A 25600-nucleotide genomic window follows, 5' to 3' on the forward strand; every position below is an offset into this window, starting at 1 on the left:
AATGGTTACCAAGCTGAAATCAAGACAGCCGATGAGCGTGAGCACCTGCTCATCGGAGCACGTGTCAGAGCACGTCACCGCGTCCCGTGAGCTTGAGCGATTCGACGACGCCCTTGACCCGCTGCGCGTGCTGCACCGTGGTGACGAGCAGGGCGTCAGGGGTGTCGACCACGACGATGTCCTGCACCCCGACCAGGCTGATGACGCGTGTCGTCTGGCTGACCAGAATCCCGCTCGCGCCGTCTGCGAGCACGCGCGCCTTGGGCCCGAGCACCGCGAGGTCGTTCTTGCGGCCGTTGGTGATGAGCTTGGTGAGCGAGGCGAAGTCACCCACATCGTCCCAGTCGAAGTGACCGGGGACGACGGCGAGGCGTCCACGTCGCGCGGCGGGCTCGGCGACCGCGTAGTCGATGGCGATCTTCTTCAGGCGCGGCCAGATCCGATCGACAGCCGGCCCTCGACGTTCGCGATCGTCCCAGGCCTCGGCGAGCTCGAGCAGACCGGCGTGCAGCTCCGGTTCGTTCGCAGCGAGCTCGTCCAGCAGCACGCTGGCCTTGGCGATGAACATGCCGGCGTTCCAGAGGTAGCCGCGATCGGCGATGTACTCCTTCGCCGTCTCGAGGTCGGGCTTCTCGACGAAGCTCGCCACCAGAGCGGCCTCCCGTGCACCGTCGACCACGAGCTCCGGGCCCATCTTGATGTATCCGAACCCGATCGCCGGCTCCGTCGGGGTGATGCCGATCGTGCAGATGTACCCCTCCCGCGCGACCTCGACGGCGTCGCGGACGGCGAACTCGAACACGCGCGTTCCCCGGATCACATGGTCCGCACTGAACGAGCCGATCACCACGTCGGGATTCCGGCGGTGCAGGATCGCCGCGGCGAGTCCGATCGCAGCCGCGGACTCTCGCGGCTCCGACTCCAGAAAGACGTTCAGATCCGGGATGCCGGGCAATTCGGCCTCGACGGCGGCACGGTGCGCACGCCCGGTGACCACCGCGATCCGATCCTCCCCCGCGAGCGGAATGAGCCGATCCCAGGTGTCGCGCAGCAGCGAATGCCCCGAGCCGGTCAGATCGTGCAGGAACTTCGGAGCGTCGGCTCGGGACAACGGCCAGAGCCTGCTGCCGATGCCGCCGGCGGGAATCACTGCGTAGAAATCCTTGATTGGTGCGCTCACCCTGCCCAGGGTAGCCCCACGGAACATCTCGACATCGAGACACTTAGGCTCCCCTTCGTCGCTCCCAGTGATCTGACAGGAATAGGATGGACACCGATCGGGCGTGCCTGAGCGCACGCGACCGGTTCACATCGATCCAGGGAGGACGACCGTGTCCACAAGCGCCCGCTTGACACCGTCGATTTCGGAAACCACGTCAAAGACCCCCCGCGGCACCCTCTATCGGGGTCGCGAAGGCATGTGGTCGTGGGTGCTTCACCGCATCACCGGAGTCGCCATCTTCTTCTTCCTGTTGGTGCACGTGCTCGACACGGCGCTGATCAGGGTGTCGCCGGAGGCGTACAACGCCGTCATCGGCACGTACAAGAACCCCATCATGGCCCTCGGCGAGGTCGTGCTCGTGGCCGGCATCGTGTTCCACGCGATGAACGGTCTGCGCATCATCGCCGTCGACTTCTGGTCGAAGGGCGCCAAGTACCAGCGTCAGCTGTTCTGGGGCGTCCTGCTGGTGTGGGGCATCATCATGGCCGGCTTCGTGCCCCGCCATCTGATGCTCGCGTTCGCCGGATTCGGAGGGGGACACTGATGTCCGCACAGACCGTCGCCGCCGCTCCGGCCCGCCGCCGCCGGGGGGTCAACCTCGAGAAGTGGGGCTGGATCTTCATGCGCGTCTCGGGCGTCGTGCTCGTCGTGCTGATCTTCGGCCACCTGTTCGTCAACCTCATGGTCGGCGAAGGCATCCATGCACTGGACTTCGCGTTCATCGCGGGCAAGTTCGCCACGCCGTTCTGGCAGTGGTGGGACGTGCTCATGCTGTGGCTCGCCCTCATCCACGGCGCCAACGGCATGCGCACGATCGTCAACGACTACGTGACGAACAGCACGGCGCGCAAGTCGCTGGTCTGGGCGCTCGGGCTGGCCGCCGGCCTGCTCATCATCCTCGGCACGCTCGTGGTCTTCACGTTCGACCCGTGCCTGGGTGTGACCGAGGACAGCGTCCTCTGGTCCGAATGCGCCGCGATCGTCGGGTACTAGAAGAAGGCATACGAGAAGTGACTACCGAGACGCAGGATTCCGTCGTCCGAGACGGCGTGCACTACCACCAGTTCGACATCGTGATCGTGGGAGCCGGTGGGGCGGGCATGCGCGCCGCCATCGAGGCCGGCCCCGGCGCGAAGACCGCCGTGATCTCCAAGCTCTACCCGACGCGATCGCACACCGGTGCGGCGCAGGGCGGCATGGCGGCGGCCCTCGCGAACGTCGAGGAGGACTCCTGGGAGTGGCACACCTTCGACACCGTCAAGGGCGGCGACTACCTCGTCGACCAGGACGCAGCCGAGATCCTCGCGAAGGAGGCCATCGACGCGGTCATCGACCTCGAGAACATGGGCCTCCCCTTCAACCGCACCCCCGAGGGCAAGATCGACCAGCGCCGTTTCGGCGGTCACACGGCCGAGCACGGCAAGACCCCGGTCCGCCGCGCGTGCTACGCCGCCGACCGCACCGGCCACATGATCCTGCAGACGCTGTTCCAGAACTGCGTGAAGCTCGGCATCAACTTCTTCAACGAGTTCTACGTGCTCGACCTCCTCACGGTGAAGGACGCCGACGGCAAGACGCAGGTCTCCGGTGTCGTCGCCTACGACCTCGCCACGGGCGAGCTGCACGTCTTCCAGGCCAAGGCCGTGATCTTCGCGACCGGCGGCTTCGGCAAGATCTTCAAGACCACCTCGAACGCGCACACCCTCACGGGCGACGGCGTCGGCATCGTATGGCGCAAGGGCCTCCCGCTCGAGGACCTGGAGTTCTTCCAGTTCCATCCGACCGGCCTCGCCGGACTCGGCATCCTCCTCACCGAGGGAGCGCGAGGAGAAGGCGCCATCCTCCGCAACGCCTCGGGCGAGCGCTTCATGGAGCGCTACGCCCCGACGATCAAGGACCTCGCCCCACGTGACATCGTCGCGCGCTGCATGGTCCAGGAGGTCGCGGAGGGCCGCGGCGCCGGTCCCCACAAGGACTACGTGCTGCTGGACTGCACGCACCTCGGTGCCGAGGTGCTCGAGACCAAGCTGCCGGACATCACCGAGTTCGCCCGCACCTACCTGGGCGTCGACCCCGTCGTCGAGCCGGTCCCCGTGATGCCGACCGCGCACTACGCGATGGGCGGCATCCCGACGAACAACGACGCCGAAGTACTCGCCGACAACGACACCGTCGTGCCCGGCCTGTACGCCGCCGGCGAATGTGCCTGCGTCTCGGTGCACGGCGCCAACCGCCTCGGCACCAACTCGCTGCTCGACATCAATGTGTTCGGCAAGCGCGCGGGTCGCAAGGCCGTCGAGTATGTGAAGACCGCCGAGTTCGTGCCGCTGCCGGAGGACCCGGCCGGTTTCGTGTCCGGCATGATCGAGGGTCTGCGCAACAACCAGGGCACCGAACGCATCGCGGTGCTGCGCAAGACGTTGCAGGACGAGATGGACAAGGGCGCGCAGGTGTTCCGCACGCACGAGTCGCTCGAGCACGTGCTCGGCGTCATCAAGGAACTGCGCGATCGCTACCTCAACGTCCACGTCGACGACAAGGGCAAGCGGTTCAACACCGATCTGCTCGAGGCCGTCGAGCTGGGCTTCCTGCTCGACATCGCCGAGGTCGTGGTCTACGCCGCGCAGAACCGCCAGGAGAGCCGCGGCGGACACATGCGCGACGACTTCCCGACGCGCGACGACGAGAAGTACATGAAGCACACCATGGCCTACCTGACCGGCGACCCGCACTCGTCCACGCCGAGCGATCACATCAAGCTCGACTGGAAGCCCGTCGTCTTCACGAAGAACGAGCAGGGCGAGTTCAACTACCCGCCGATGGAGAGGAAGTACTGAGCATGTCGACCGCCATCGCAGAGGCACCTGCCGACACCACCGAAGAGACCGGCATCCAGTCCTTCATCGTCACCTTCAACATCCGCCGGTTCAACCCCGAGGTCGACTCCGAGCCGCACTGGGTCGACTACGACGTGGAGCTCTACTCCACCGACCGCGTGCTGGACGCCCTGCACAAGATCAAGTGGGAGGTCGACGGCTCGCTGACCTTCCGCCGCTCCTGTGCCCACGGCATCTGCGGCTCCGACGCCATGCGCATCAACGGACGCAACCGTCTGGCCTGCAAGACGCTGATCAAGGACCTCGACATCTCGAAGCCGATCTACGTCGAGGCCATCAAGGGTCTGCCGCTGGAGAAGGACCTCGTCGTCGACATGGAGCCGTTCTTCGCCTCGTACCGCGAGGTGCAGCCGTTCCTCGTCGCGAACTCCGTTCCGGAGAAGGGCAAGGAGCGCACGCAGTCCATCGCCGACCGCGAGATCTTCGACGACACCACCAAGTGCATCCTGTGCGCCGCGTGCACCTCGTCGTGCCCCGTGTTCTGGACCGACGGGCAGTACTTCGGCCCGGCGGCGATCGTCAACGCACACCGCTTCATCTTCGACTCGCGCGACGACAACGCCGCCGTGCGTCTCGACATCCTCAACGACAAGGAAGGCGTCTGGCGCTGCCGCACGACCTTCAACTGCTCCGAGGCGTGCCCCCGCGGCATCGAGGTCACCAAGGCCATCGCCGAGGTCAAGCAGGCTGTCCTGCGCGGCCGCCCCTGACCGGGCTTCGCCTGCACGAGCCGTATCAGGCGATCACGCGAGGACAGGCGGTTCCGTTCCGGAGCCGCCTGTTCTCGCGTTTCTGCCTGAGACGGCGCATGTGGAGATGGCGGAGGCGGGGATGAACACGACGCTTGGATAAGGTGGGACCGTGGCTGATCCCGATGGCTCCACGACCGAGTCCGGTCGTCTCGATGCCGCTGTCGAACGCGCCTCAGCGCTCACTCAGCGCACTCTCGGGCTGTTCCCCGTTCGCGTGTGGCGGCACTTCCTCCAGCACAACGGGTTCCTCCTCGCCGCGGGCGTTAGCTACCAGGCGCTGTTCGCGATCTTCGCGGCCATCTACCTCGCCTTCGCGATCGCCGGTCTCTGGCTCGGTGGCAGTGAAGACGCGGTGAACGGTCTGATCGCGATGATCAACAGCTACATACCGAACCTCATCCAGCCCGAGGGCGGGGTGATCACACCGGAGCAGGTGCAGGAGATCGCCTCGAGCACGACCGGTGTGCTGAGCATCACCGGTCTGATCGCCCTGGGCACCGTGATCTGGACGGCGATCGGCTGGGTCACCTTCTCCCGGCGCGCGACCAGAGACATCTTCGGTCTGCCGCCCGATCGCCGCAGCTACGTGATCCTGAAGGCGCGCGATCTCCTCGCCGCCGTGATCTTCGGTGCCTCGCTGGTGGCCGGATCGATCCTCAGCTCCGCGAGCGCCGCCGTCCTGAGCTGGCTCCTCGGCCTCCTGGGCTGGGACTCCGGTTCCAACGGCGTCATCCTGATCCGCATCGGCGCGGTCATCGTGTCATTCGCGCTGATGTCGGGCGCGCTGGCGGCGATGGTCCGCTTCCTCACCGGCACCTCCCTGCACTGGGGGACGATCTGGCCCGGCGCTCTCCTGGGCGGTGGAGCGATGACGATCCTGCAGTTCGGTGCCGGCTTCCTCCTCAGCTACACGCCCTCCAACCCGCTGCTCGCCACGTTCGCCATCTTCATCGGTCTCCTGCTCTGGTTCCGCATCAACGGCGTGGTCATGCTGGTCGCCTCGTCCTGGATCGCGGTCGCCGCACAGGATCGCGATCAACCCCTCCTGGAGCAGACCGAAGCGGAACGCCGCGTGGCCGAGTACCAGACCCTCCTGACCGCCGCCCGCATCCGCGTACGTGACGCCCGTGCGGCCCGACTCGACGCGCCCTGGTATCGGGCGTGGGCCGCGGGACGGGCATTGCGCGATGCGGAGGATGAACTTCACGACCTCGAGGCCTCCCCTCCCCCGCCGGCGGACATGAGCACACCGCTCGCTCGACGCCTGCTGGCCGAGTTGAACCACCGCTCCGGACGGGATGTCGGCGACCCTCGTTAGGCTGGGGACCATGCCTCATCTGCGTATCGCCTCGGTCAATGTCAACGGAATCCGAGCGGCGGCTCGCAACGGGATGAGCTCGTGGTTGGACGAGGCGGGCGTCGACATCCTCACGCTCCAGGAGGTCCGCGGGCAGGACGAGCATCTGGAGGCCGCGCTTCCCGGGTGGTCGTTCGTGCACGACGAGGCCACCGCGAAGGGACGGGCAGGCGTCGCCATCGCCAGCCGCACGCCCGCGCTCGCCTCGCGCACCGATTTCGGCCCCGACGACTTCGACTCCAAGGGCCGCTGGATCGAGGCCGACTACCTGATCGGCGACCGCCCCCTCACCGTCGTGAGCGCGTACGTGCACTCCGGAGAGGCCGACACGCCCAAGCAGGATGAGAAGTGGAAGTTCCTCGACGCCTTCGGCACCCGTCTCGGCGAACTCAACACCGAAGGTGCGCTGGCGCTCGTCACCGGTGACCTCAACGTCGGCCACCGTGAGCTCGACATCAAGAACTGGCGCGGCAATCGCAAGAAGGCGGGCTTCCTGCCACGCGAGCGCGCCTACTTCGACCGGTTCCTCGGAGAGGCGGGTACGGAGGTCTCGGGTGTCGACGGCACCGTCGGCACCGGCCTCGGCTGGATCGACGTCGGCCGGGCATTCCACGGGGAGGTCGACGGCCCCTACACCTGGTGGTCGATGCGTGGGCAGGCGTTCGACAACGATTCCGGGTGGCGTATCGACTACCACTTGGCGACGCCCGCTCTTGCGGAGCGCGTGGAGACCTATCACGTCGCGCGCGCCGCCGCCTACGACCAGCGCTGGAGCGACCACGCGCCGGTGGTCGTCGACTACCGCTACTGATCGGAGCCGGCCACGCCGTCGCCATCCGTGACGGCGTGGCCGTTGCCGGGCGCGTAGCGGTACCAGCCGCGATACTCCAGCACTGTTCCCACCAGGGGGCTCACTGCCTGCATGTCGATCGTGCGACGACCGTGGACCTCGTCCCAGCCGTCGACGAGATCGACGTCGACGCGAAGAGGTCCACGCAGCGGGATGCGCAACCGCCCGAACCGCAGGCGGACGGCACGAGTGCGCATCCGCAGCGCGCCGTCGGACGTCACCGAACAATGCTCGAGCATCTCGACCCGGCCTCGATCGCCCAGTGCGTTCTGGACCAGCCCAGGATGCCCCGTCGCGAAGAGCCGATCCCTGACATACTGCGTCGCACCGGGGAAGCGGAACTCGCGGACGGTGGCGAGCACGCCCCGGCCCGAGGATGTGCGTGCCGATGCGGTCTCGATCCGGAACGGCACATGCCTCGCGAGCCGGGTGACGAGCAGACCGGGCCCGACGACGGGGCGAGCGAGAACGGAGAGCCGGCCGAACCTGCTGCCGGCGACGGTGAACACGCCGTCGGCGCTGTCGAGGTCCGGTCGCCCCGGATCCGCGTGGACACGCATCTGCGCGAGGATCTCGGGGTGGAGCCGCTCGGCTTCCTCGCCCAGCGCCTCCAGGAAGGCCGCACCGCGAGCGGTCACTCCCTCACCTCCTCGCGGTAGGGCTTCACGGTCGCCGGTGCCGGCCCCTCGACGAACTCGCACGTGAAGGCGCCTCGGTAGCCGAACAGGAACCCGAAGACGTCGTTGTGGATCTCCAGGTCGATGAGGTACCGCTTCTGCTCATCGTCGTAGCGCTCGAGGAGTCTGGCGCGACCGCTGAACAGCATCGGGAACCGGAAGGCGAACCGCCCCTCGTAGAAGCGCTGTGCGCCCGAGGTGAGCAGGAGTGCGCCGTCGTCGGTCACCTCCAGGTCGAGGTCGACGGCGAGGTGCTGATGGGTGCCCAGGTAGTCGACGACCCTCCGGCGGGCGTCGCTGTAGATCATGGTCGCGTCGAACCGGCGGCGTCGCCCCGGCCGCACATCCATGGTCCGCACGAAGGTCACGGTCTCGCGCCCGAAGTCGTCGATATACGCGTGGTTGTCGATACGGAAGGGCACCTCGCTCCCGCGCTCGGGGAACAGGATGTTGCGGAAGGTGCCGACCAGCAGGAAAGGCAACGTCCACCACGGTCCGCGACGCACCTCTGACATCACGCCGCGTCCGATGCAGCCGTATCCCGCATCCACCCCGACCCCGAATCGTCGCTGCAGCTGGGGGTGGAGCCGGGCGAAATCGTCTCCCAGCGCACGCTCGAAGATCCCCCGCCCCGCGCTCATCCGATGGCCTCGAGCGACTCGGGCGCGTCCTGCATGATGGTGCGTCCGCCATGTCGGGGCGGGCGCGAGAGGCAATTGCGGGCACGGGGACGTCGGCCTCTGCGCAACGACCTCCATCCACTCGTCTGCTCGGGCGGGATCCCCGCCTCGGCCCACAGCCGGAGACGGTCGAAGCTCCTCGCGGTCAGCCACCAGACGAAGCGTCGGGTGATGAGCGGATCGAGCGCTCGTCCGATCCAGCCCCATCCTGGGGCGTAGTCGTAGCCCGTGAGGAACCGCACGCCGTCCTCTGTCGGCACGTACCGCCAGTATCCGCGCCCTGTGCCCAGGGGCGAGAACGCGTCTTCGGTATCGAAAAGCAACGCGGAGGTGCGCTCCCCCGCAGCGCTCTCCTTCGTCGCCAGCGAGATGCCGGTCCCGCGGATGGTGTGCAGCCGGAGATCGAGCTCGTATCGGAACTCCTGTGCTCCGTCCGCCCTGGTGCGCTGCGGCGCGATGTCCGTGAAACGCGCATCCCATCGCACGTGCGAGGCCGGGTCCTGGGTGAGCCGCCACACATCGTCCAGGGGAGCCCGGATCAGCACCTCGACGTAGAGGGCCCGATCCTTCCGCGACCGTTGACGGGGAGATGCGGAGGCCATGCGCCCATCGTAGGGGCACCGCACGAACCGCATAGGATTGATCCCGTGACGAGACCTCGCCTTTACTCCGGAATGCAGCCCTCCGCCGACTCCCTCCAGATCGGCAACTACATCGGCGCGCTGCTCCAGTGGCGGGACCTGCAGACCTCCTACGACGCCTACTTCTCGGTCGTCGACCTGCACGCGATCACGGTGGCCCAGGACCCGGCAGAGCTCCGCGAGAAGACGCGCCGCACCGCTGCGCAGTACATCGCCGCGGGCATCGAGCCGTCGCTGTCGACCCTGTACGTGCAGTCCCATGTGCGCGCGCATGCCGAGCTGGCGTGGATCCTGAGCACCATCACCGGCTTCGGAGAGGCCGGGCGGATGACGCAGTTCAAGGACAAGTCGTCGCGCTACGGAGCCGACTCGACGAGCGTGGGACTGTTCACGTATCCGGTGCTCATGGCCGCCGACATCCTGCTCTACCAGACCGATGTGGTGCCGGTCGGCGATGACCAGAAGCAGCATGTGGAGCTCACGCGCGATCTCGCCGAGCGCTTCAACTCGCGGTTCGGAGAGACCTTCACCGTTCCGATGCCGGTCATCCAGAAGGAGACGGCGCGCATCTACGACCTGCAGAACCCGACGTCCAAGATGTCGAAGTCGGCCGAGAGCGACACCGGCGTGCTGTGGATGCTCGACGACCCGGCGAAGTCGGCGAAGAAGGTCATGCGCGCGGTGACCGACAACGAGGGCTCGGTGCGCTTCGACCGCGAGAACAAGCCCGGTGTCTCGAACCTGCTGACCATCTACGCGGCGCTGACCGGACGCCAGATCCCGGCGATCGAGGACGAGTACGCCGGTCGTGGCTACGGCGATTTCAAGAAGGGTCTCGCCGAGGTCGTCGTGAACGAGTTCGAGCCGGTGCGCGCGCGCGCTCTGGAGCTGCTCGACGACCCCGCGGAGCTCGACCGCATCCTCGCCGAGAACGCCGCACGCGCCGACGCCGTCGCCGACGAGACGCTCTCGAACGTGTACGACCGGGTGGGTCTGCTCCGGCGCGTCTAACGCTCGCCTTAGGATGGGGGTCGTGACCGATCCGCAGCTGCCTCCCCCGTCCGGCGCCGTGCCCTCCGATCCGCCTGCGCCGCCCGCGGTGCCGGCGCCTCCGGCAACGGGCTTCCCGGCCGGCGCGTTCCCGCCGCCGGCCGCACCCGCATATCCTCCGGCGGCTTCGACGTATCCTCCCGCGGCTCCCGCGTATCCCCCGGCAGCACCGGCCGGCTACCCCGCGGCCCCGGCCCCCGGCTACCCCGCAGCCCCTCCCGGCGCCTACCAGGTGCCCGTCGGCGGCTACACGGCTCCCTCCGGCGCCTACCAGGTGCCCACCGCACCGGCTCCCTCGTCCTCGCGGCTCTTCGGGACGCTCGCCCTGGTCTTCGCTCTCGTCGCGGCGGTCGTGCCGGCGATCGTCGTCAGCGTCAGCGCGTTCGAGATCGGTCGGTATCTGCCCAACGGCGCATCGGTCACCGCCGATGACCTCCGGGTGCTGACCCCGGTCCGGGATCAGGTGCTCTGGGCGGAGCTCTCGTTCTGGCTCGGGACCCTCGTCGGCGTCGCCGCGATCGTCCTCGGCATCATCGCGATCGCCAAGAAGCGTGGCCGGGGTGCAGGAATCGCCGCTCTCGTGGTGGCGGTCCTGGCGTCGGTGATCTTCTTCATCGCACTGGTGGTGGCTCTCACGACCGGCGCCGCTGCGGGGATGTCGAACTTCTCGGCCTGACCGCACGGCCGGTAAGCAGCTGCCGCGTCAGCGCGGCGCGTGGTGTTTCTGCTGCGCCGCCAGGAGTCCTTCGTCGACCAGCAGCTCGACCGCATCGGCGGCATCCGAGACGAGGATCGGCAGGTTCGGCCGCTCTTCCTTGCCGAAGGGTGCCAGCACCCAGTCCGCAGGATCCTGACGCCCGATCGGACGACCGATGCCGACTCGCACGCGCGGGAAATCCGCCGTGCCCAGCGCTCTGGCGACGTCGCGCACACCGTTGTGCCCTCCGTGCCCGCCGCCCGTCTTGAGCTTGACGGTGTCGAACGGGATGTCGAGCTCGTCGTGCACGACGACCACCTGCTCGGTGGGGACCGAGTAGAACCGCGCCAGAGCCGCCACCGGCGTGCCCGAGACGTTCATGAACGTGTTGGGCTTGGCGAGCACCAGCTTGTCCGCGCCAGGGCGCAGCCAGGTCTCGACGACGCGCGCTCCCCCCTTGTGCTCGCGGAACGCCTCGGAACGCCGCGAGGCGAGCTCATCGACGACCATCTGTCCGATGTTGTGCCGAGTGCTCTCATACCGCGGGCCGGGGTTGCCGAGCCCCACCACGAGCCAGGTCGATGGCATGTCCTCGTCCTCTCCCTGTCCGGGGCTGCAGCATCCCGGTCAGGATACGACAGAGGGGACGCGATCGGATCGCGTCCCCTCTGTGATGAATCAGTCGGAGATCACTCCGCGGCGGCCTCTTCGGTCGCCTCATCGGCGGACTCGCCTTCGGTCTCCGCCTCGTCCTCTTCCGCGGGTGCGGCGGGCACGGAGATCGCGACGACGAGCACCTCGGGGTCGGAGAGCAGCGTGGAGCCCTTGGGGAGCTGCACGTCGGCGGCAGTGATGTGCGCGCCCTCTTCCAGGCCCTCGACCGAGACCTCGATGTTCTGGGGGATGTGCGTGGCCTCGGCCTCGATCGACACGGTGGTGGCGTCGAGGTTCGCGATCGTACCGGGAGCCGACTCGCCCGTGACGATGATCGGGACGTCGATGGCGACCTTCTCGCCCTTCTTCACGACGAGCAGGTCGATGTGCTCGATGATCTGGTGCACCGGGTCCTTCTGCACGTCCTTGACCAGAGCGAGCTGGGACTTGCCCTCGATGTCGAGCTCGAGCAGCGCGTTCGCGCGGCGCAGGATGAGCGAGACCTGGTGGCCGGGGAGTGCGACGTGCACCGGCTCCGTGCCGTGACCGTAGATGACGGCGGGGATCTTGCCGGCGGCGCGGAGGCGGCGGGCGAAGCCCTTGCCGAAGCTCTCGCGGAGCTCGGCCTGGACCTTGGTGTCTTCAGACATGGGTTCTCCTTCGGGGCACGCAGCGAAGGCGCCGCGCGGTGGTCTTGGAATTTTCGAACTCGCTGACGCAGGAGGAAAGCCACCGGGCTTGCTTCGCCGCGTCGATAACGGATGTTCGCGCACGCGCAGAAGCATCCCTCGCCGAGGTACAGCCTCAATGGTACCGGATGACCCGATAGGCTGAGGACACCGGTCCTTTTTCTGCAGAACACGGAGAACCCCCATGCTCGACGGCGCCTTCCTCTCGCACGCACTCCTCTGGCTGATCGGCGCCATGACCGTGTGCGCGGCCGTCACCTCGTTCATCGCGCTGTTCGCGATGGGCCGCTCGGGCTACCGCAAGGACTGACGAGCGACAGCGGCGCTAGCGCTGCCCCACCGCCGCGGCGATCAGCGCGGACGCGGTCCGCACATCCGCCTCCGCGCCGATGCTTATGCCCTCTTCGTCTGCATCGAGCGACTCGAGGGTCTGCAGCTGGGAATCCAGCAGTGCGGCCGGCATGAAGTGATCCACGCGCAGGCGCATCCGCTCCTCGAGGACGTCGCGACCGATCGCCAGTTCGGCGAAGAATGCCTCCGGCGCCTCGTCTCTGATGAGGTCGCGATAGACGCGTCGAAGGGCTGAGCACGCGACGACGACGCGCTCCTCCGCCTGGAGGGTCTTCCCGACGAGGCGGAGCCAGGGCTGTCGATCCGCATCGTCCAGCGGAACTCCAGCGGCCATCTTGCCGACGTTCTCCGGCGGATGCAGGTCATCGCCGTCGATGAACCGCGCTCCGAGAGAGTCGGCCAGGAACGCGCCCACCGTCGACTTGCCGGAGCCACTCGGACCCATCACCACGATGCGCACGCTCATGCGCCTCTTCCGAAGTCGATGAGCACCTTGCAGGAGCTCGCAGGGTCGGCGGCCCGTGCGAACGCCTCGAGCGCATCGTCGACCGGCAGCACGTGGCTGATGATACCGCGCACGTCGAGGCTGCCGTCGGCGAGAGCGGCGATGACCTCGTCGAACTCCGCCCCGAAGCGGAACGATCCGCGCAGGGTGAGTTCGCGCGTGATCGCGGTGGCCATCGGCGCCGGCACGTCGCCCCCGCGCTGCAGCCCCAGCATCACCACCACGCCCCCGCGGACGGCGGAGGAGACGGCGGCCGCGAGACCGGGGACGGTGCCGCTGGATTCGATCACGACATCGGCGTGCAGCTCGGAGACCTCGCTCTCCGCCCTGGCGTCGATCGACCGGATGCCACGCGCTTCGGCGATCTCCCGCGGCAGCTGCTGCAGATCGGTGACCGTCACGGACGTGGCCCCCTCCCGCTGGGCGACGGCCGCGACGAGTTGGCCGATGGGTCCGGCGCCGATGACCACGACGCTGCGACCTCGGACGTCGCCGGCTCGCCGCACACCGCGCCAGGCGACCGCGGCAGGTTCGGCCAACGCCGCCGTGCGCAGATCGAGGCCGGTGGGGAGAGCGTGCAGCATCCGCGCGGGGAGCGCCACGCGACGGGCGAAGGCCCCCTGAGTGTGAGGCAGGTGCATCGCCGACCCGAGATACGTCGATGCCGGTGCGAGGTTGGGATGCTCGGCCGGCCAGGGTGTGCGCCCGTCCCCGTGCGCGGTGAGCGGGTGGACGGCCACGGGCGTGCCGACTGCCGGCCCCGAGCCGTCGGCTGCGGCGACCGTCACGACACCGGACACCTCGTGCCCGAGGATCATCGGCTCCCGCAGCACGGAGGCCCCGGCGGCTCCGTGCCGCCAGTAGTGGAGGTCTGACCCGCAGACGCCCCCGAAGGCCACGTCGACCACGGCCTCGTCCGGTCGGGCCATCGGCGCACCGATGTCTTCGATCCGCAGATCGTCGGCGGCATGCGCCACCACAGCGAGGTTCTCCACCGCGCTCCTTCCCCGGTCACACGAAGGGCGTGACCAATCGGATGCCCGCCACGTCGACGGTCACGGTCTGTCCTGGCGCCACGACCGCCTGGGAGTGCGGCGCGCCGGTCATGATGACGTCCCCGGGACCCAGCGGTGACCACGCGGCCACATACGCGAGGCATTCCCGGATCGACATCGGCAGCTGAGTGCTCCCGGTGGCGGCGACGCGGCGACCGTCGATCGCCACCTCGAGCGTCACATCGTCGATGCCTGCGTCGGTGTCGATCCAGGGACCCAGCGGGGTGTAGCCCTCCCCCGACTTCGACTCGAAGTTGCGCGGGTCGACCTCGGCACGCTCGGGACTGGAGAGGTCGTTCACGGCGGTGACGCCGAGGACGTACTCCTGCGCGTTCTGCGCCGTCAGCCCTGCGGTCGGGCGTCCGATCACGACGGCGATCTCGCCCTCAGCCACCTGTGCACCGGCGTCGCGGCGCAGCGTCACCGTCACCCCGCTGCCGACCACGGTGCGCGGGCTCTTGAGCCACGCCTGCACCGGCGAGGCGTGGTCAGGGCCGTTCTGGGCGATGCCGATGATGACGACCGGATCCACCGGCGCGATGACGGTCCCCTCGACGGTCTCGCCGATGTCTCCCGGCTCGGTCCCGCCGGCGAAGGCCGCGAAGGGGTCGGTGATCGGCACCGGGCCGTGGATGCCGTCCCGCACCCACACGGGGCCACCGGGTGCGGCGACGCGACCGATGCGCATCAGACGACCGCCGTCATGCCGCCGTCGACGAACAGCGTCTCCCCGTTGACGAAGTCGCTCGCGGAGCTCGCAAGGAACAGCAGAGCGCCGACGAGATCCTCGGTGTCTCCCCACCGACCGGCGGGGGTCCGTCCGCGAACCCAGTCCGAGAACTGCTCGTCGGCGACGAGCGCCTTCGTGAGCTCGGTGGCGAAGTACCCGGGGGCGATCGCGTTGGCCTGGATGCCGTGCGGGGCGAGGTCGGCGCACAGGCCCTTCGTGAACATCACGATCGCGCCCTTGGTCGCCGCATACGCCGCTATCGAGGGACGGGCGAGCTGAGATTGGACACTGCCGATCTGGATGATCTTGCCCGAACCGCGCGCGATCATCCCGGCGGAGACCCGACGTGACAGGTGGAAGACGCTGGACAGGTTGGTCTGCACGAGTGCATCCCAGTCCTCGTCCGCGAACTCGGCGATGGGCGCGCGTCGTTGGACACCGGCGTTGTTGACGAGGATGTCAGGGGCGCCGACCAGCCGTTCGACCGCGTTCATGCCCTCGTCGACCGCTGCAGCATCGGTCACGTCGAAGACGACGCTGTGCACGTCGGCCCCGGTCGTGCGGGAGATCTCCCTCGCCGACGCGTGCGCCTTCGCCGCATCGCGCCCGTGCACGACGACGGTCGCTCCGGCTCCGGCCAGCCCCGCGGCGAGCGTCTTCCCGATGCCCTGGCTCGACCCGGTGACCAGCGCCGTCCGCCCCGTGAGATCGAAGGCGGCCAGTCCCGCAGGCAATGCCGTCATCGCCCCACGGCCTTGATCGAGACGGTGGTGGCGAACACGTCGTCGCCGGCCTCGGCGCGCGAGACCTTGATCGCGTCGTCGACGCGGGTGAGGTCGCGACGGAGGGTCTCGGGAGCGAGGAACGTCGATGCGGTCGTGATGAGAGCGAGCACCGCCATGTAGATGGCCAGCAGCACCCAGTTGCCGTCGCTGACCGCGATCAGGTACGCGCCGAGGACACCGGCGAGGCCGCCGGCGAGCACGGCGGAGATCTCGCGGGCCATGGCGACGCCGAGGTACCGGTGACGGTTCCCGAAGAGTTCGGGGAGCATGGCGCACTGCGGTCCGAGCATGCTGTTCACCGCCACGCCGATGCCGATCGCGATCACACCGATCGCGATGGCGTAGTTCCCGAGCGACAGGAGCCACCATGCGGGGAACGTGTAGACGAGCATGAAGACCGCACCGAACCGGTACACCGTGCGGCGGCCGAAGCGGTCGGACAGGTGCCCTGTGAACGGCACGGAGAAGACGCCGATCAGCGAGCCGAGGGTGACGCCCCAGGTGAGCAGGCTCTTGTCGGCGGTGTCGCCGACCACCGTCACGAAGAAGGCGAGGCCGAGCGTCTGGAACATGTACGAGCCGCCGTTCTCCGCCATGCGCAGCCCGACGCCCACGATCACGCCGGGGAGACCATGCGTGAAGATCTCCCGGATCGGACGATCGGCGATCTGCTCGTGCTTCTCGAGTTCGACGAACGTCGGCGTCTCCCGCAGCCGCATCCGGATGAACAGCGCCAGCAGGATCAGCGCGAAGGAGGCGAGGAACGGCACGCGCCATCCCCAGCTCAGCAGCTGGTCCTCGGGGAGCAGGGTGATCAGGCCGAAGACGACCGCGGCGAGCAGCGTGCCCGCCTGGATGCCGACGAACGGAAGAGCCGAGAAGAAGCCGCGGCGCTTCACCGGCGCGTACTCGGCCATCAGCACGGTCGCCCCTGCCTGCTCTGCACCGGCACCGAAGCCCTGCAGCAGTCGCATCAGCACCAGCAGGATCGGCGCCCACACGCCGATCGCGGCGTACGTGGGAAGCAACCCGATCGCCGTGGAGGCTCCACCCATCAGCACGATGGTCGCGACCAGCACCCACTTGCGTCCCAGCTTGTCGCCCAGGACACCGAAGAACAGTCCACCGAACGGACGCGCCAGGAATCCGACGCCGAAGGTCGCGAACGCGGCGACCGTCGCCATGGCCGGGTCGTCCTGGGGGAAGAACAGGACGTTGAAGATCAGGGCGGTCGAGAGGCCGTAGAGCGCGAAGTCGAAGTACTCCAGCGCGCTGCCGATGCTCGACGCGAGCGTCGCGCGGCGCAGATTCGCCGCGTATTCCGGGTCGTCCGACGCTGCTCGGGCTGAGGTGCGGGGGTCTGTCACGGCCATCTCCTTCGATCGGCTTCGCCTGCGGCGTGATGACGACTGTACCAGCCTGTTGAATTCCGTTCAACCCTTTGGACGGGTTGTGGCCCGCTTTCTCGCGCACGAAGAATCGCCACCCCTCAGAAGGGCGGCGGCGCGTCCGGGGAGGTCAGCGTCGGACGGCAGCGCTGAACGGATTCGTGAGCGCGGCGGCGGCCTCGCGCAGTGCCTCGCCCACACGCTCGATCCGCTCGTAGTCGGCCTCGGCCGCACGGATCGCGACACCGAGCGCGAGCGGCGGATCGGTCGGCGCCCACCCCTCCAGGGGCACGGCCACGCCGACGATGCCGCGGAAGGATTCCTCCGCGTCCAGCGCCCAGCCTCTGCGGCGGGCTGTGGCGAGCACTTCGAGAAGCCCCGACATGGTGGTCGCGCTGCGCTCGGTGAGCTGCGGGAAGACGGCGTCAGCACCGAGGAGTTCGGTCACCTCGTCGTCGCTCATCGCGGCGAGGAGCGCGCGTCCGGTCGCCGACAGTGGGGCCGGGAGACGAGACCCGAGCGGGGTGCCGAGACGGAGCGAGCGCGAGCCCTCGTGACGGGCGAGGTACAACGCGTCCGTGCCGTCGAGCATGGCGACCTGCACCAGTTCGGAGGCGAGCTGCGGCGAGGCCTCGCACACGCTGTAGAACTCCCGCACCTGGTTGAACTGCGCGGCGAACGCGCCACCCAGTTCGGCGGTGCGCACGCCGAGGCGGTAACCCTGCGGCGTGCGGTCGACCATGCCGCCGGCCTCGAGCGCGAGACAGAGGTTCGCGGTCGACGACTTGGCCAGTCCCAGGTCCCCGGCCAGCTCGGTGAGCGTGCGCGGGCCACCGGCCTCGGCGAGGATCCCGAGCAGGCGGATGCTGCGGGTCACGGCGGGTGCGGGGTCTCGCCCCTCGCGGGTGTCGTCATCCATGGCCGCGCCTTTCGCGCTCGGGATCCCGTCAGGCGGTGAAGACCTGCAGGTCGATCAGTAGAACTCGACCGTATCGACCACCGCGGCCAGCGGCTCGCCGTCCAGCAGGCGTGCCGCGTTCTCCGCGAAGCGTCGAGCGATCCGCTCCTCCTCCTTGGAGCTGAGGGCTGCGGTGTGTGGGCTCACCAGCACGTTCGGGTGCCCCCACAGCGGCGAGGCGGCATCGAGCGGCTCCTGCTCGAACACGTCGAGGGCGGCGAAGGCCACGCGACCATCGTCGAGCGCGCCGAGCAGCGCGACCTCGTCGATAACGGTGCCGCGGCCCACGTTGGCGATGATCGCACCGGGCTTGACGGCCTCGAGCACGTCGGCGCCGATCAGATGGTGCGTCTGCGCCGTGCCGGGAAGGGTGACGACGATCGCGTCGACACCGGCCACGGCCTCGGTCAGCTCGCCCAACGGCACGAGACGATCCACACCCGCCACCGGCTCACCCGAGCGCGTCGTGCCCCACACCCGCGCGCCGAGCGCATGGAAGCGCCGTGCGCATTCCGAGCCGATGCCGCCGAGACCGACGACCAGGACCGTCATCTCGTCGAGCTGACGCATCTCCCAGCGATCCGGCCAGGTGCGCGTTCCCTGGTCGGCGAGGAGGCGCGGGAGGTTCTTCGCACCGGCCATGACCCCGAACACCGCGAACTCCGCGAGCGGGCCGCCGTGCACGCCGGCGCTGGTGGTGAAGACCACACGGTCGAGCTGGGAACGGTCGAGGCCGGCAGCCTTGACCGAAGCTCCACCCCCGGCCGCGGTCGTCATGACCCAGCGCAGCCGCGGGTTCGCAGCCACCGTGCGAGCCAGAGCCCCCGCGTCGACATCGGGGATCCCGAAGAGCACGTCTGCGGAATCGACCAGCGCATCGAAGGCCTGCTGCTGCTCCGGCGTGCGCGTGTACCGAGGATCACCCGACCAGTCGGCAGGACCCCGCATCGGCGGCATCAGATCGTGGTCGCGGAGCACCTCGAGGCGCGGCTCGAGCTCCTCGATCAGTCGGCACAGCTCTTCCCGCAGCGGCACCGCCACGACGGCACGCAGCTTCTTCTCGGTCCCCGTCATCTTGGTCCCCTCCTCGGGAAGTCTGAATCACTCACCTTAGCCCAGTTCCATCCTGTTGGACACTGTTCTATCTGTTGGATTGTTGCTACGGTGTGCGCATGAGCAACACACCTGCCACCGTCGGCGTGGTCGGCCTCGGCGCGATGGGTCGCCCGATGGCGGACCATCTGCTCGCCGCGCACGGTCGGCTCGTCATCCATGCCCGCCGCCCTCAGCCGGAACTGCTGGCTGCCGGTGCCTCCTGGGCGGAGACGCCACGCGAACTCGCCTCCAGAGTAGACGTCCTTCTCATGATGCTGCCCGACCTCCCCCCTTTCGAAGCCATGCTCGACGGGCCGGACGGGTTGCTGGCCGACGCCGGCGACCTGCTCATCCTGATCGGGTCCACGTCGTCGGCGCCGGCCGTGCGTGCGCTCGCGGAGCGGGTGGGCGCACAGACGCAGGGACGGGTGCGAGTCGTCGACTGCCCTGTCTCCGGCGGTGAGGACGGTGCGATCGCCGGAACCCTCTCGATCATGCTCGGAGGGGACCAGAAGGACGCGGCGATCGCCGCCGAGGTGCTCGACCCCTGCGGCAACCCTGTGCTGCTCGGCCCGCTGGGCGCGGGCGAGGTCGCCAAGGCCTGCAACCAGCTCGTGGTCTCCGCCACGATCATGGCGCTCGGTGAAGCCACGGTGCTCGCCGAGCGCTCGGGACTCGACCTCGATGCGCTCTGGTCGCTGCTCTCGGGCGGATACGCCGGATCGCGCCTGCTCGACAGTCGCCGCGAGAAGCTCGTCACCGGTGACGACTCCCCCAGCGGCATCGCGCAGTACATGGTGAAGGACCTCGGCTTCGCCGCCGACATCGCCGAGGCCACCGGCACCGCGCCCGTGCTGCTCCCCACCCTGCGTGCGGCTTTCGACGAACTCGTCGCCGCCGGGCTCGGAGACCGCGACATCGCGGTGTCGCGGCGCTTCATCGCCTCCCGCGACATCGCCTCTCACGACATCGCCTCCCAAGACACAGGTCGCCACTGACCTCCCGGACAGCGATACTCTGAAACCACCCCTTCTTCACGATCTCGAGGAGCCTTCTGTGCCCGAAGCATCAGCGAACATCGGAGTCGTCGGACTCGCCGTCATGGGCTCGAACCTCGCCCGCAACCTCGCCAGCCGCGAGGGCAACACGGTGGCGATCTTCAACCGCAGCTACGAGAAGACCCAGACGCTCCTCGACGAGCACCCCGAGGCCGGCTTCGTACCGGCCCGCACCTACCAGGAGTTCGCCGACTCGCTGCAGAAGCCGCGCACCGCGATCATCATGGTCAAGGCCGGGGGTCCGACCGATGCGGTGATCGACTCGCTGGTCGAGGTGTTCGAACCGGGCGACATCATCGTCGACGGCGGCAACGCCTATTTCCCCGACACCATCCGTCGCGAGAAGGCCGTCCGCGAGACCGGCATCAACTTCGTCGGCGCCGGCATCTCCGGCGGCGAGGAGGGCGCCCTCACCGGACCCTCGATCATGCCGGGCGGCTCGGACGAGTCGTGGGTCACCCTCGGGCCGATCCTCAAGTCCATCGCGGCGATCGCCGAAGGCGAGCCCTGCGTCACCCACGTCGGCCACGACGGCGCCGGTCATTTCGTCAAGATGGTGCACAACGGCATCGAGTACGCCGACATGCAGCTCATCGCCGAGGCCTACGACCTCATCCGCCGCGGCACCGGCAAGTCGCCCGCCGAGATCGCCGAGATCTTCGCCGAGTGGAACAGGGGCGAGCTCGAGTCGTACCTGATCGAGATCACGGCCGAGGTGCTCCGCCAGGTGGACGCCGAGACCGGCAAGCCGCTCGTCGACGTGATCCTCGACCAGGCGGGAGCCAAGGGCACCGGCGCCTGGACCGTGCAGACCGCGCTGTCGCTCGGCGTACCGGTGTCGGGCATCGCCGAGGCCACGTTCGCCCGCTCGCTGTCGTCGCACCCCGAGCAGCGCGCCGTCGCCGGCGGCCTTCCCGGCCCCGACGAGGAGTTCACGGTCTCGGCCGAAGACACCGAGCAGTTCATCGAGGACGTGCGCCTGGCACTGTATGCGTCGAAGATCGTCGCCTACTCGCAGGGCTTCGACGAGATCCGCGCCGGCGCGGCCGAGTACGGCTGGAACATCGACCTCGGCGCGATCTCCAAGATCTGGCGCGGCGGCTGCATCATCCGTGCGCAGTTCCTCAACCGCATCGCCGATGCCTACGCGGCGACCCCCGACCTCCCCGTGCTGATGACCGCACCCTACTTCGCCGAGGCGTTCACCCGGGCGCAGTCGTCGTGGCGTCGCGTCGTGGCGACCGCAGCGCAGGCGGGCATCCCGGCTCCGGCGTTCTCGTCGTCGCTGTCGTACTACGACGGCATCCGCGCCGATCGCCTGCCTGCCGCTCTCGTGCAGGGACAGCGCGACTTCTTCGGCGCGCACACCTACAAGCGCATCGACAAGCCGGGCACCTTCCACACGCTGTGGTCGGGTGACCGCACCGAGATCGAGGCGGAAGACACGCACTGACGTCCCGTCGACGAAGGGCCGGTTACCGCGAGGTACCCGGCCCTTCGTGCATCATGACCCCCGCGGGTCACGACGGCTCGCCGCTCACGGCGCCGCAGCGAGCCCCTCCCTCGTGATGTCGCGCACCGTGCCCTTCGCGAGACGGAGACGCCGGGTCGCTCGCCGCGCCACCGCCGAGTCGTGGGTCACCACGATGACCGTGATCCCCTCGGCGCACAGCGATTCGAGCAGCGCCAGGATCTCGTCCCGCATGCTCTCATCGAGGTTGCCCGTCGGCTCGTCGGCGAGCAGCACTCGCGGCTTCTTGACGAGGGCACGCGCGATGGCGACCCGCTGCTGCTGCCCTCCGGAGAGCTCCGCCGGCAGATGGTCACCTCTGTCGTCGAGACCGACGTGGGCAAGAGCCTCCGCGACCCTGGCGCGTCGCTCGGCCCTGTCGACCCCCAGCGGCTCGAGCGCCATGTCGACGTTCTCGGTGGCGGTGAGAGTCGGGATCAGGTTGAACCCCTGGAACACGAAGCCGATCTCCTCCGCCCTGATCCGGGTGAGCTCGGCGCTCGAAGCGGACGCGAGTTCGCTGCCGTCCAGCAGAAGCGATCCGGTGGAGGGTGTGTCGAGGGCGCCGAGCAGTTGCAGCAGGGTCGACTTGCCCCCTCCGGTGGGGCCCTGGATCGTGACGAACTCGCCGGACATGATGTCGAGGTCCACGCCCGTCAGCACTTTCACGATGCGCCCCTTCTGCGTGTACGTCCGGGTGACGCCCGTGACACGGTAGAGCGGTTGCTCCCTCCCGTCTGTCGGCGCCGTCGGTGCGAGGTCTGCCGTGATCATGGTCTTCTCCTTCTCTGGGGTGTCCTTCTGCGGGGATGTCGGGTTCGGTCGCTCATCGTTCGCCCGAGACCTGGTCATGCGACCGAGCGCAGCGCCTCGGCGGGACGGAGACGGGCGGCCCTCCAGCCGCCGAACGCTCCGGCGACGACACCGCCGAGCACGGCGAGTCCGACGGCGGCCAGCAGCACCCCCGGCGTGAAAGGTGCCTGGAGCACGATGTCCGCCGTCTGCTGTCCCTGGAACACCGCCCCGCCTCCGGTCGGGCCACCGCCCATGCCGCCAGGACCTGCTTGACTTCCCCCGCTCGCAGCGACGGTGGGACGCAGGACGTTGATGAGCACGATGCCGATGACACCCAGGACGAGGCCCGCGGCTCCCCCGATGAGTCCCTGCACCATCGACTCGCCCGCGACCTGGCGAACGACCCGCCCGTTCGACCAGCCGATCGCCTTGAGGGTTCCGAACTCCCTGGTGCGACGGCCCACGCCCGAGAGGGTGAGCAGCACGGAGAGCAGCAGAGCGACGGCGAGGACGATGACGGAGAGCCAGGTGCCGAGGTTCGTGATCAGCGCCGTGGCGCTGGAGAGGGAACCCGACACCGTCGAGGCGAGCTCGGACTGCGACGTGACGGTGGCGTCAGGGAGCTCTTCGGCGAGCGCGGACTGGACCGCATCGATCGAAGCGGCCGAATCGGCCTGGACGTACACGGTGGAGATCACGTCGTCGACTCCGGCGAGCGTCTGCGCTGTGCGCAGCGGCAGATACACGTTCGCCGCCGTGTCCGCACTGTCGGACGTGGATCCGAGGATCCCGACGACCTCCACATCGGAGCCGGCCACGTCGATGGCGTCTCCGACCGTGATCCCGTTCGTGGAGGCGTACGTGCTGTCGACCATGGCGACCAGTGCCTCAGCGTCATCGGCGTCGAGACCGCGACCGTCCGTGACCGTGGCCGAGCCCATCGGTCCCACGGCGGTGGCAGCTGGATCGATGCCGAGCACGGAGAAGGAGTCCACCCCGAAAGAGCCCCCGCCGCCCGCTGCGCCATCCGGTGGCGTCTGCCCTTCCTCCGGCGCGGCGGGCTGCTCGCCGTCCTGCGGCGCGAATCCACCGCTGGGCACCTCGCCGGAGAACGTGGAGTTCGTGAGGCTCAGCGCCCCGGATGCCGCCGAGACGCCGTCGGTCGCGGCGACGGTGTCGAGCACGGACGAGTCGAGGGTGCCCCGCAGGAAGTCGGTTCGCAGCGTGGACTGTGCGAGCGTGGTGGTCTCACCATCGCTCTCACCGGCATCCGCATCGAAGTCGAAGCGCGGCCCCTCCCCCTGGCCCGGCTCGGCGGCAGCGCCCGTGACCGTGAGGTCGGTGCCGACTCCGTAGACGGACGCGAGAGCCTGCGCCTGGGCGTCCCGCACCCCCGCGGTGAGGGCGTTGACCACGATCACCAGTGCGATCGCGATCGCCAGCCCGATCGCGACGATCAGGGTCTGCTTCCTGCGTCCCGCGAGTTCGCGCCGCAGATATGTTCCGTACATCTCTCTCCTTCCGCCGCGGCCATCGCGGGGCGAGATCGACGTTAGGAATCGCGCATAAGCGGAATCGAGGGTCCGGTGATGAGAACGCTATGGAGCGCGGATCACACCGCCCGCACGGCCTCCACGAATGCCCTGGCGCGGACAGCGAGAGCGTCGAGGTCGCCGCCTGAGGTCGCCGCATCGCCGACCAGAGGTCCACCGACCCCGACGCCGAAGGCACCGGCCGCGAGAAAGTCGCCGACGGTGTCGACGCTCACACCTCCCACGGGGATGATCCGCGCGTGCGGGAACGGATCACGCACGGCGCGGATGAAGCCGGGACCGAGTGCCGACGCGGGGAACAGCTTCACCGCCGCGCTGCCGAGGTCGTGACCGCGCTGGACCTCCGTCGGCGTGTAGACACCGGGCAGGACGCCGATGCCGCAGCTGACGGCGTAGGGCACAGATGCGCTGAGCGTCGGGGTGACCATGAACTGCGCGCCGGCGGATACGGCGCGATCGACATCCGCCTCGTCGAGCACGGTGCCCGCGCCGATCAGCGCATCGACCGGAGCGTCGTGCACCACCTGCGCGATCGCCTCCTCCGCGTCGGGGAGGGTGAGCGCGATCTCGAGCGTGCGCACGCCGGCTTCCAGGAGGGTCCGTGCCGCGGCGACCGTCGCATCGACGTCGGTTCCGCGGAGGATCGCGACGAGCCGCGTGCGGCGCAACCGTTCCCGCAGCTGGTCGTTGTCGACGGCGCTCACAGCGCGCCCTCCCCTGCGATGCGGGCCGTCGGCACCGCACCTCGCCACGGGTATGCGGGGACCCCTCCGACCTCGACCTGCACGCCGAGAAGCGCACCGTCGGCGTCAGCTGGTTCTGCCAGGCCGATGCTCGCGGTGGTGATCACGAGCAACCGGTCAACGAGGGCTACGGCGGTCGGACGCTTCGCCGGAAGGACGATGGTCTCCACGAGCTGACCGTCGGGAGAGTAGCGGCGCACCTCGGAGGCGTCCCAGACCGCGACCCAGAGCATGCCCTCGAGGTCGATCGCCATGCCGTCGGGGTTGCCGCCCTCGACCCGGCACACCGTGCGGCGATTCGACAGCTCCCCGTCCGGCGCCACGTCGAAGGCCTCGATGCTGCGGTCCGGCAGAGTGTCGATGTAGAACAGCGTGGATCCCGTGCTGTCGAAGGCGAGACCGTTGGACACCGTGACCCCTTCCAGGCGAGCAGTCGGCTCACCATCGGGGTCGATGCTCCACAGCGTGCAGTGCGGGTCGCGGGGCATCGACTGGCTGCCCACCCAGAAGCGACCGACCGGATCACCGCCGCCGTCGTTCATGTAGTCCCCCGGTGCGGCGATGTCATCCGTGAGTGGGCAGACGGCTCCGTCGTCGCTCACGTGCACGACGCGACGATCGACTCCGACCAGCCAGCCCTGCCCCGGCTGCGCGAGCGGGATCGGGGCACCGATCTGCGCGCCGACGACGACCGCGGACCCGGGGATCACTCGCCCGCCGTCGATACGCCCGCGGTGCAGCGAACCCGTGGCCATGTCGATCCAGGCGAGGCTGCCGTCGCGACCGTCCCACCGCGGAGACTCGGCCTGGACGTATCGGGCGTCGGAGAGGATCTCGACGGTTCGGGAGGGCAGGGTGTGCGACATCCGGGGGCGTCCTTCGCTGGTAGCTCGTAACCGTTATGTGGC

28 protein-coding genes are annotated in these 25600 nt (G+C 68.8%); 11 read left to right on the plus strand and 17 right to left on the minus strand.

What is annotated here, in order from left to right; all coding sequences use genetic code 11:
• Positions 1-64: 64 nt before the first annotated feature.
• Positions 65-1180 (minus strand): mannose-1-phosphate guanylyltransferase, encoded by a 1116-nt coding sequence (locus HDC31_RS11335; protein ID WP_113681701.1) that lies wholly within the window; start codon positions 1178-1180, stop codon positions 65-67.
• Positions 1181-1331: 151 nt separating this feature from the next.
• Here HDC31_RS11335 and sdhC point away from each other — a divergent pair, with 151 nt between their 5' ends.
• The 6 genes from sdhC to HDC31_RS11365 all read left to right on the plus strand — a co-directional run bounded on the left by sdhC (position 1332) and on the right by HDC31_RS11365 (position 7039).
• Entirely contained in the window at positions 1332-1766 is a 435-nt protein-coding gene (gene sdhC, locus HDC31_RS11340) for a succinate dehydrogenase, cytochrome b556 subunit (protein WP_072591539.1), read from the plus strand.
• A complete protein-coding gene (locus tag HDC31_RS11345) occupies positions 1766-2215 on the plus strand; it encodes a succinate dehydrogenase hydrophobic membrane anchor subunit (protein ID WP_058631794.1) in 450 nt (149 codons plus the stop codon). Before sdhC ends, HDC31_RS11345 begins: the two co-directional genes overlap by 1 nt.
• 17 nt (positions 2216-2232) lie before the next feature.
• The gene (gene sdhA, locus HDC31_RS11350; RefSeq protein WP_046748937.1) at positions 2233-4059 is read left to right on the plus strand and encodes a succinate dehydrogenase flavoprotein subunit; all 1827 of its coding nucleotides are present in this window, start codon (positions 2233-2235) and stop codon (positions 4057-4059) included.
• Between the two features lie 2 nt (positions 4060-4061).
• Positions 4062-4829, plus strand: coding sequence for a succinate dehydrogenase iron-sulfur subunit (locus HDC31_RS11355; protein ID WP_058631793.1), 768 nt, complete (start codon positions 4062-4064; stop codon positions 4827-4829).
• A gap of 151 nt (positions 4830-4980) precedes the next feature.
• Positions 4981-6189 (plus strand): YihY/virulence factor BrkB family protein, encoded by a 1209-nt coding sequence (locus HDC31_RS11360; RefSeq protein ID WP_058631792.1) that lies wholly within the window; start codon positions 4981-4983, stop codon positions 6187-6189.
• Positions 6190-6199: 10 nt separating this feature from the next.
• On the plus strand, positions 6200-7039 hold the full coding sequence (locus HDC31_RS11365; RefSeq protein ID WP_179516118.1) for an exodeoxyribonuclease III: 840 nt from the start codon (positions 6200-6202) through the stop codon (positions 7037-7039).
• On the opposite strand, the gene HDC31_RS11370 is transcribed toward HDC31_RS11365, so the two are convergent.
• From HDC31_RS11370 to HDC31_RS11380, 3 genes are read right to left on the minus strand one after another with little or no spacing between them, the layout of a single operon-like run.
• Positions 7033-7716 (minus strand): DUF4166 domain-containing protein, encoded by a 684-nt coding sequence (locus HDC31_RS11370; RefSeq protein ID WP_113681700.1) that lies wholly within the window; start codon positions 7714-7716, stop codon positions 7033-7035. The two genes, HDC31_RS11365 and HDC31_RS11370, sit on opposite strands and share 7 nt — an antisense overlap.
• The gene (locus tag HDC31_RS11375) at positions 7713-8396 is read right to left on the minus strand and encodes a DUF4166 domain-containing protein (protein WP_113681699.1); all 684 of its coding nucleotides are present in this window, start codon (positions 8394-8396) and stop codon (positions 7713-7715) included. Before HDC31_RS11375 ends, HDC31_RS11370 begins: the two co-directional genes overlap by 4 nt.
• Positions 8393-9037 carry an SRPBCC family protein gene (locus HDC31_RS11380; protein WP_113681698.1) on the minus strand — a complete coding sequence of 215 codons (645 nt, stop codon included), beginning with the start codon at positions 9035-9037 and terminating at the stop codon, positions 8393-8395. The genes HDC31_RS11375 and HDC31_RS11380 overlap by 4 nt, the downstream gene beginning before the upstream one ends.
• A gap of 45 nt (positions 9038-9082) precedes the next feature.
• Between HDC31_RS11380 and trpS the strand changes: the two genes are divergently transcribed.
• Both trpS and HDC31_RS20005 read left to right on the plus strand, forming a co-directional pair.
• Complete coding sequence (trpS, locus tag HDC31_RS11385; protein ID WP_179516119.1) at positions 9083-10087, plus strand: tryptophan--tRNA ligase; 1005 nt, start codon at positions 9083-9085, stop codon at positions 10085-10087.
• Positions 10088-10100: 13 nt separating this feature from the next.
• Positions 10101-10802, plus strand: a complete 702-nt coding sequence (locus HDC31_RS20005; RefSeq protein ID WP_374706398.1) for a hypothetical protein — start codon at positions 10101-10103, stop codon at positions 10800-10802.
• Between the two features lie 27 nt (positions 10803-10829).
• On the opposite strand, the gene pth is transcribed toward HDC31_RS20005, so the two are convergent.
• Both pth and HDC31_RS11400 read right to left on the minus strand, forming a co-directional pair.
• Entirely contained in the window at positions 10830-11411 is a 582-nt protein-coding gene (gene pth / locus HDC31_RS11395) for an aminoacyl-tRNA hydrolase (protein ID WP_046748930.1), read from the minus strand.
• A 101-nt stretch (positions 11412-11512) separates the two neighbouring features.
• Positions 11513-12127, minus strand: a complete 615-nt coding sequence (locus HDC31_RS11400) for a 50S ribosomal protein L25/general stress protein Ctc (protein ID WP_046748929.1) — start codon at positions 12125-12127, stop codon at positions 11513-11515.
• Between the two features lie 223 nt (positions 12128-12350).
• On the opposite strand from HDC31_RS11400, the gene HDC31_RS20245 reads away from it, so the two are divergent.
• Complete coding sequence (locus HDC31_RS20245) at positions 12351-12476, plus strand: hypothetical protein (RefSeq protein WP_017828452.1); 126 nt, start codon at positions 12351-12353, stop codon at positions 12474-12476.
• A 15-nt stretch (positions 12477-12491) separates the two neighbouring features.
• On the opposite strand, the gene HDC31_RS11405 is transcribed toward HDC31_RS20245, so the two are convergent.
• The 7 genes from HDC31_RS11405 to HDC31_RS11435 form a co-directional block, all read right to left on the minus strand.
• On the minus strand, positions 12492-12983 hold the full coding sequence (locus HDC31_RS11405; RefSeq protein ID WP_113681865.1) for a gluconokinase: 492 nt from the start codon (positions 12981-12983) through the stop codon (positions 12492-12494).
• Entirely contained in the window at positions 12980-14017 is a 1038-nt protein-coding gene (locus HDC31_RS11410) for an alcohol dehydrogenase catalytic domain-containing protein (protein WP_179516120.1), read from the minus strand. The genes HDC31_RS11405 and HDC31_RS11410 overlap by 4 nt, the downstream gene beginning before the upstream one ends.
• A 16-nt stretch (positions 14018-14033) precedes the next feature.
• The gene (locus HDC31_RS11415) at positions 14034-14765 is read right to left on the minus strand and encodes a fumarylacetoacetate hydrolase family protein (protein WP_113681412.1); all 732 of its coding nucleotides are present in this window, start codon (positions 14763-14765) and stop codon (positions 14034-14036) included.
• Positions 14765-15550 carry an SDR family oxidoreductase gene (locus HDC31_RS11420; protein ID WP_113681411.1) on the minus strand — a complete coding sequence of 262 codons (786 nt, stop codon included), beginning with the start codon at positions 15548-15550 and terminating at the stop codon, positions 14765-14767. Before HDC31_RS11420 ends, HDC31_RS11415 begins: the two co-directional genes overlap by 1 nt.
• The gene (locus HDC31_RS11425) at positions 15547-16965 is read right to left on the minus strand and encodes an MFS transporter (RefSeq protein ID WP_046748924.1); all 1419 of its coding nucleotides are present in this window, start codon (positions 16963-16965) and stop codon (positions 15547-15549) included. Before HDC31_RS11425 ends, HDC31_RS11420 begins: the two co-directional genes overlap by 4 nt.
• Before the next feature lie 145 nt (positions 16966-17110).
• Positions 17111-17899, minus strand: a complete 789-nt coding sequence (locus tag HDC31_RS11430; RefSeq protein WP_046748923.1) for an IclR family transcriptional regulator — start codon at positions 17897-17899, stop codon at positions 17111-17113.
• 54 nt (positions 17900-17953) lie between these two features.
• Entirely contained in the window at positions 17954-19012 is a 1059-nt protein-coding gene (locus tag HDC31_RS11435) for a D-2-hydroxyacid dehydrogenase (protein WP_179516121.1), read from the minus strand.
• Between the two features lie 98 nt (positions 19013-19110).
• On the opposite strand from HDC31_RS11435, the gene HDC31_RS11440 reads away from it, so the two are divergent.
• Positions 19111-20031, plus strand: coding sequence for an NAD(P)-dependent oxidoreductase (locus HDC31_RS11440; protein ID WP_113681410.1), 921 nt, complete (start codon positions 19111-19113; stop codon positions 20029-20031).
• 58 nt (positions 20032-20089) lie between these two features.
• Positions 20090-21544 carry an NADP-dependent phosphogluconate dehydrogenase gene (gndA, locus tag HDC31_RS11445; protein ID WP_113681409.1) on the plus strand — a complete coding sequence of 485 codons (1455 nt, stop codon included), beginning with the start codon at positions 20090-20092 and terminating at the stop codon, positions 21542-21544.
• Between the two features lie 84 nt (positions 21545-21628).
• Here the strand turns inward: gndA and HDC31_RS11450 are convergent, their stop codons facing one another.
• The 4 genes from HDC31_RS11450 to HDC31_RS11465 form a co-directional block, all read right to left on the minus strand.
• Complete coding sequence (locus tag HDC31_RS11450) at positions 21629-22375, minus strand: ABC transporter ATP-binding protein (protein WP_058632438.1); 747 nt, start codon at positions 22373-22375, stop codon at positions 21629-21631.
• A 74-nt stretch (positions 22376-22449) separates the two neighbouring features.
• Entirely contained in the window at positions 22450-23907 is a 1458-nt protein-coding gene (locus HDC31_RS11455) for an ABC transporter permease (RefSeq protein WP_113681408.1), read from the minus strand.
• A gap of 101 nt (positions 23908-24008) precedes the next feature.
• On the minus strand, positions 24009-24653 hold the full coding sequence (locus tag HDC31_RS11460; protein WP_206549501.1) for a bifunctional 4-hydroxy-2-oxoglutarate aldolase/2-dehydro-3-deoxy-phosphogluconate aldolase: 645 nt from the start codon (positions 24651-24653) through the stop codon (positions 24009-24011).
• Entirely contained in the window at positions 24650-25558 is a 909-nt protein-coding gene (locus HDC31_RS11465) for an SMP-30/gluconolactonase/LRE family protein (RefSeq protein WP_141370160.1), read from the minus strand. The genes HDC31_RS11460 and HDC31_RS11465 overlap by 4 nt, the downstream gene beginning before the upstream one ends.
• Between the last annotated feature and the right edge of the window lie 42 nt (positions 25559-25600).

The organism is Microbacterium sp. JAI119, from assembly GCF_013410135.1.
Taxonomy (GTDB): Bacteria; Actinomycetota; Actinomycetes; order Actinomycetales; family Microbacteriaceae; genus Microbacterium; species Microbacterium oxydans.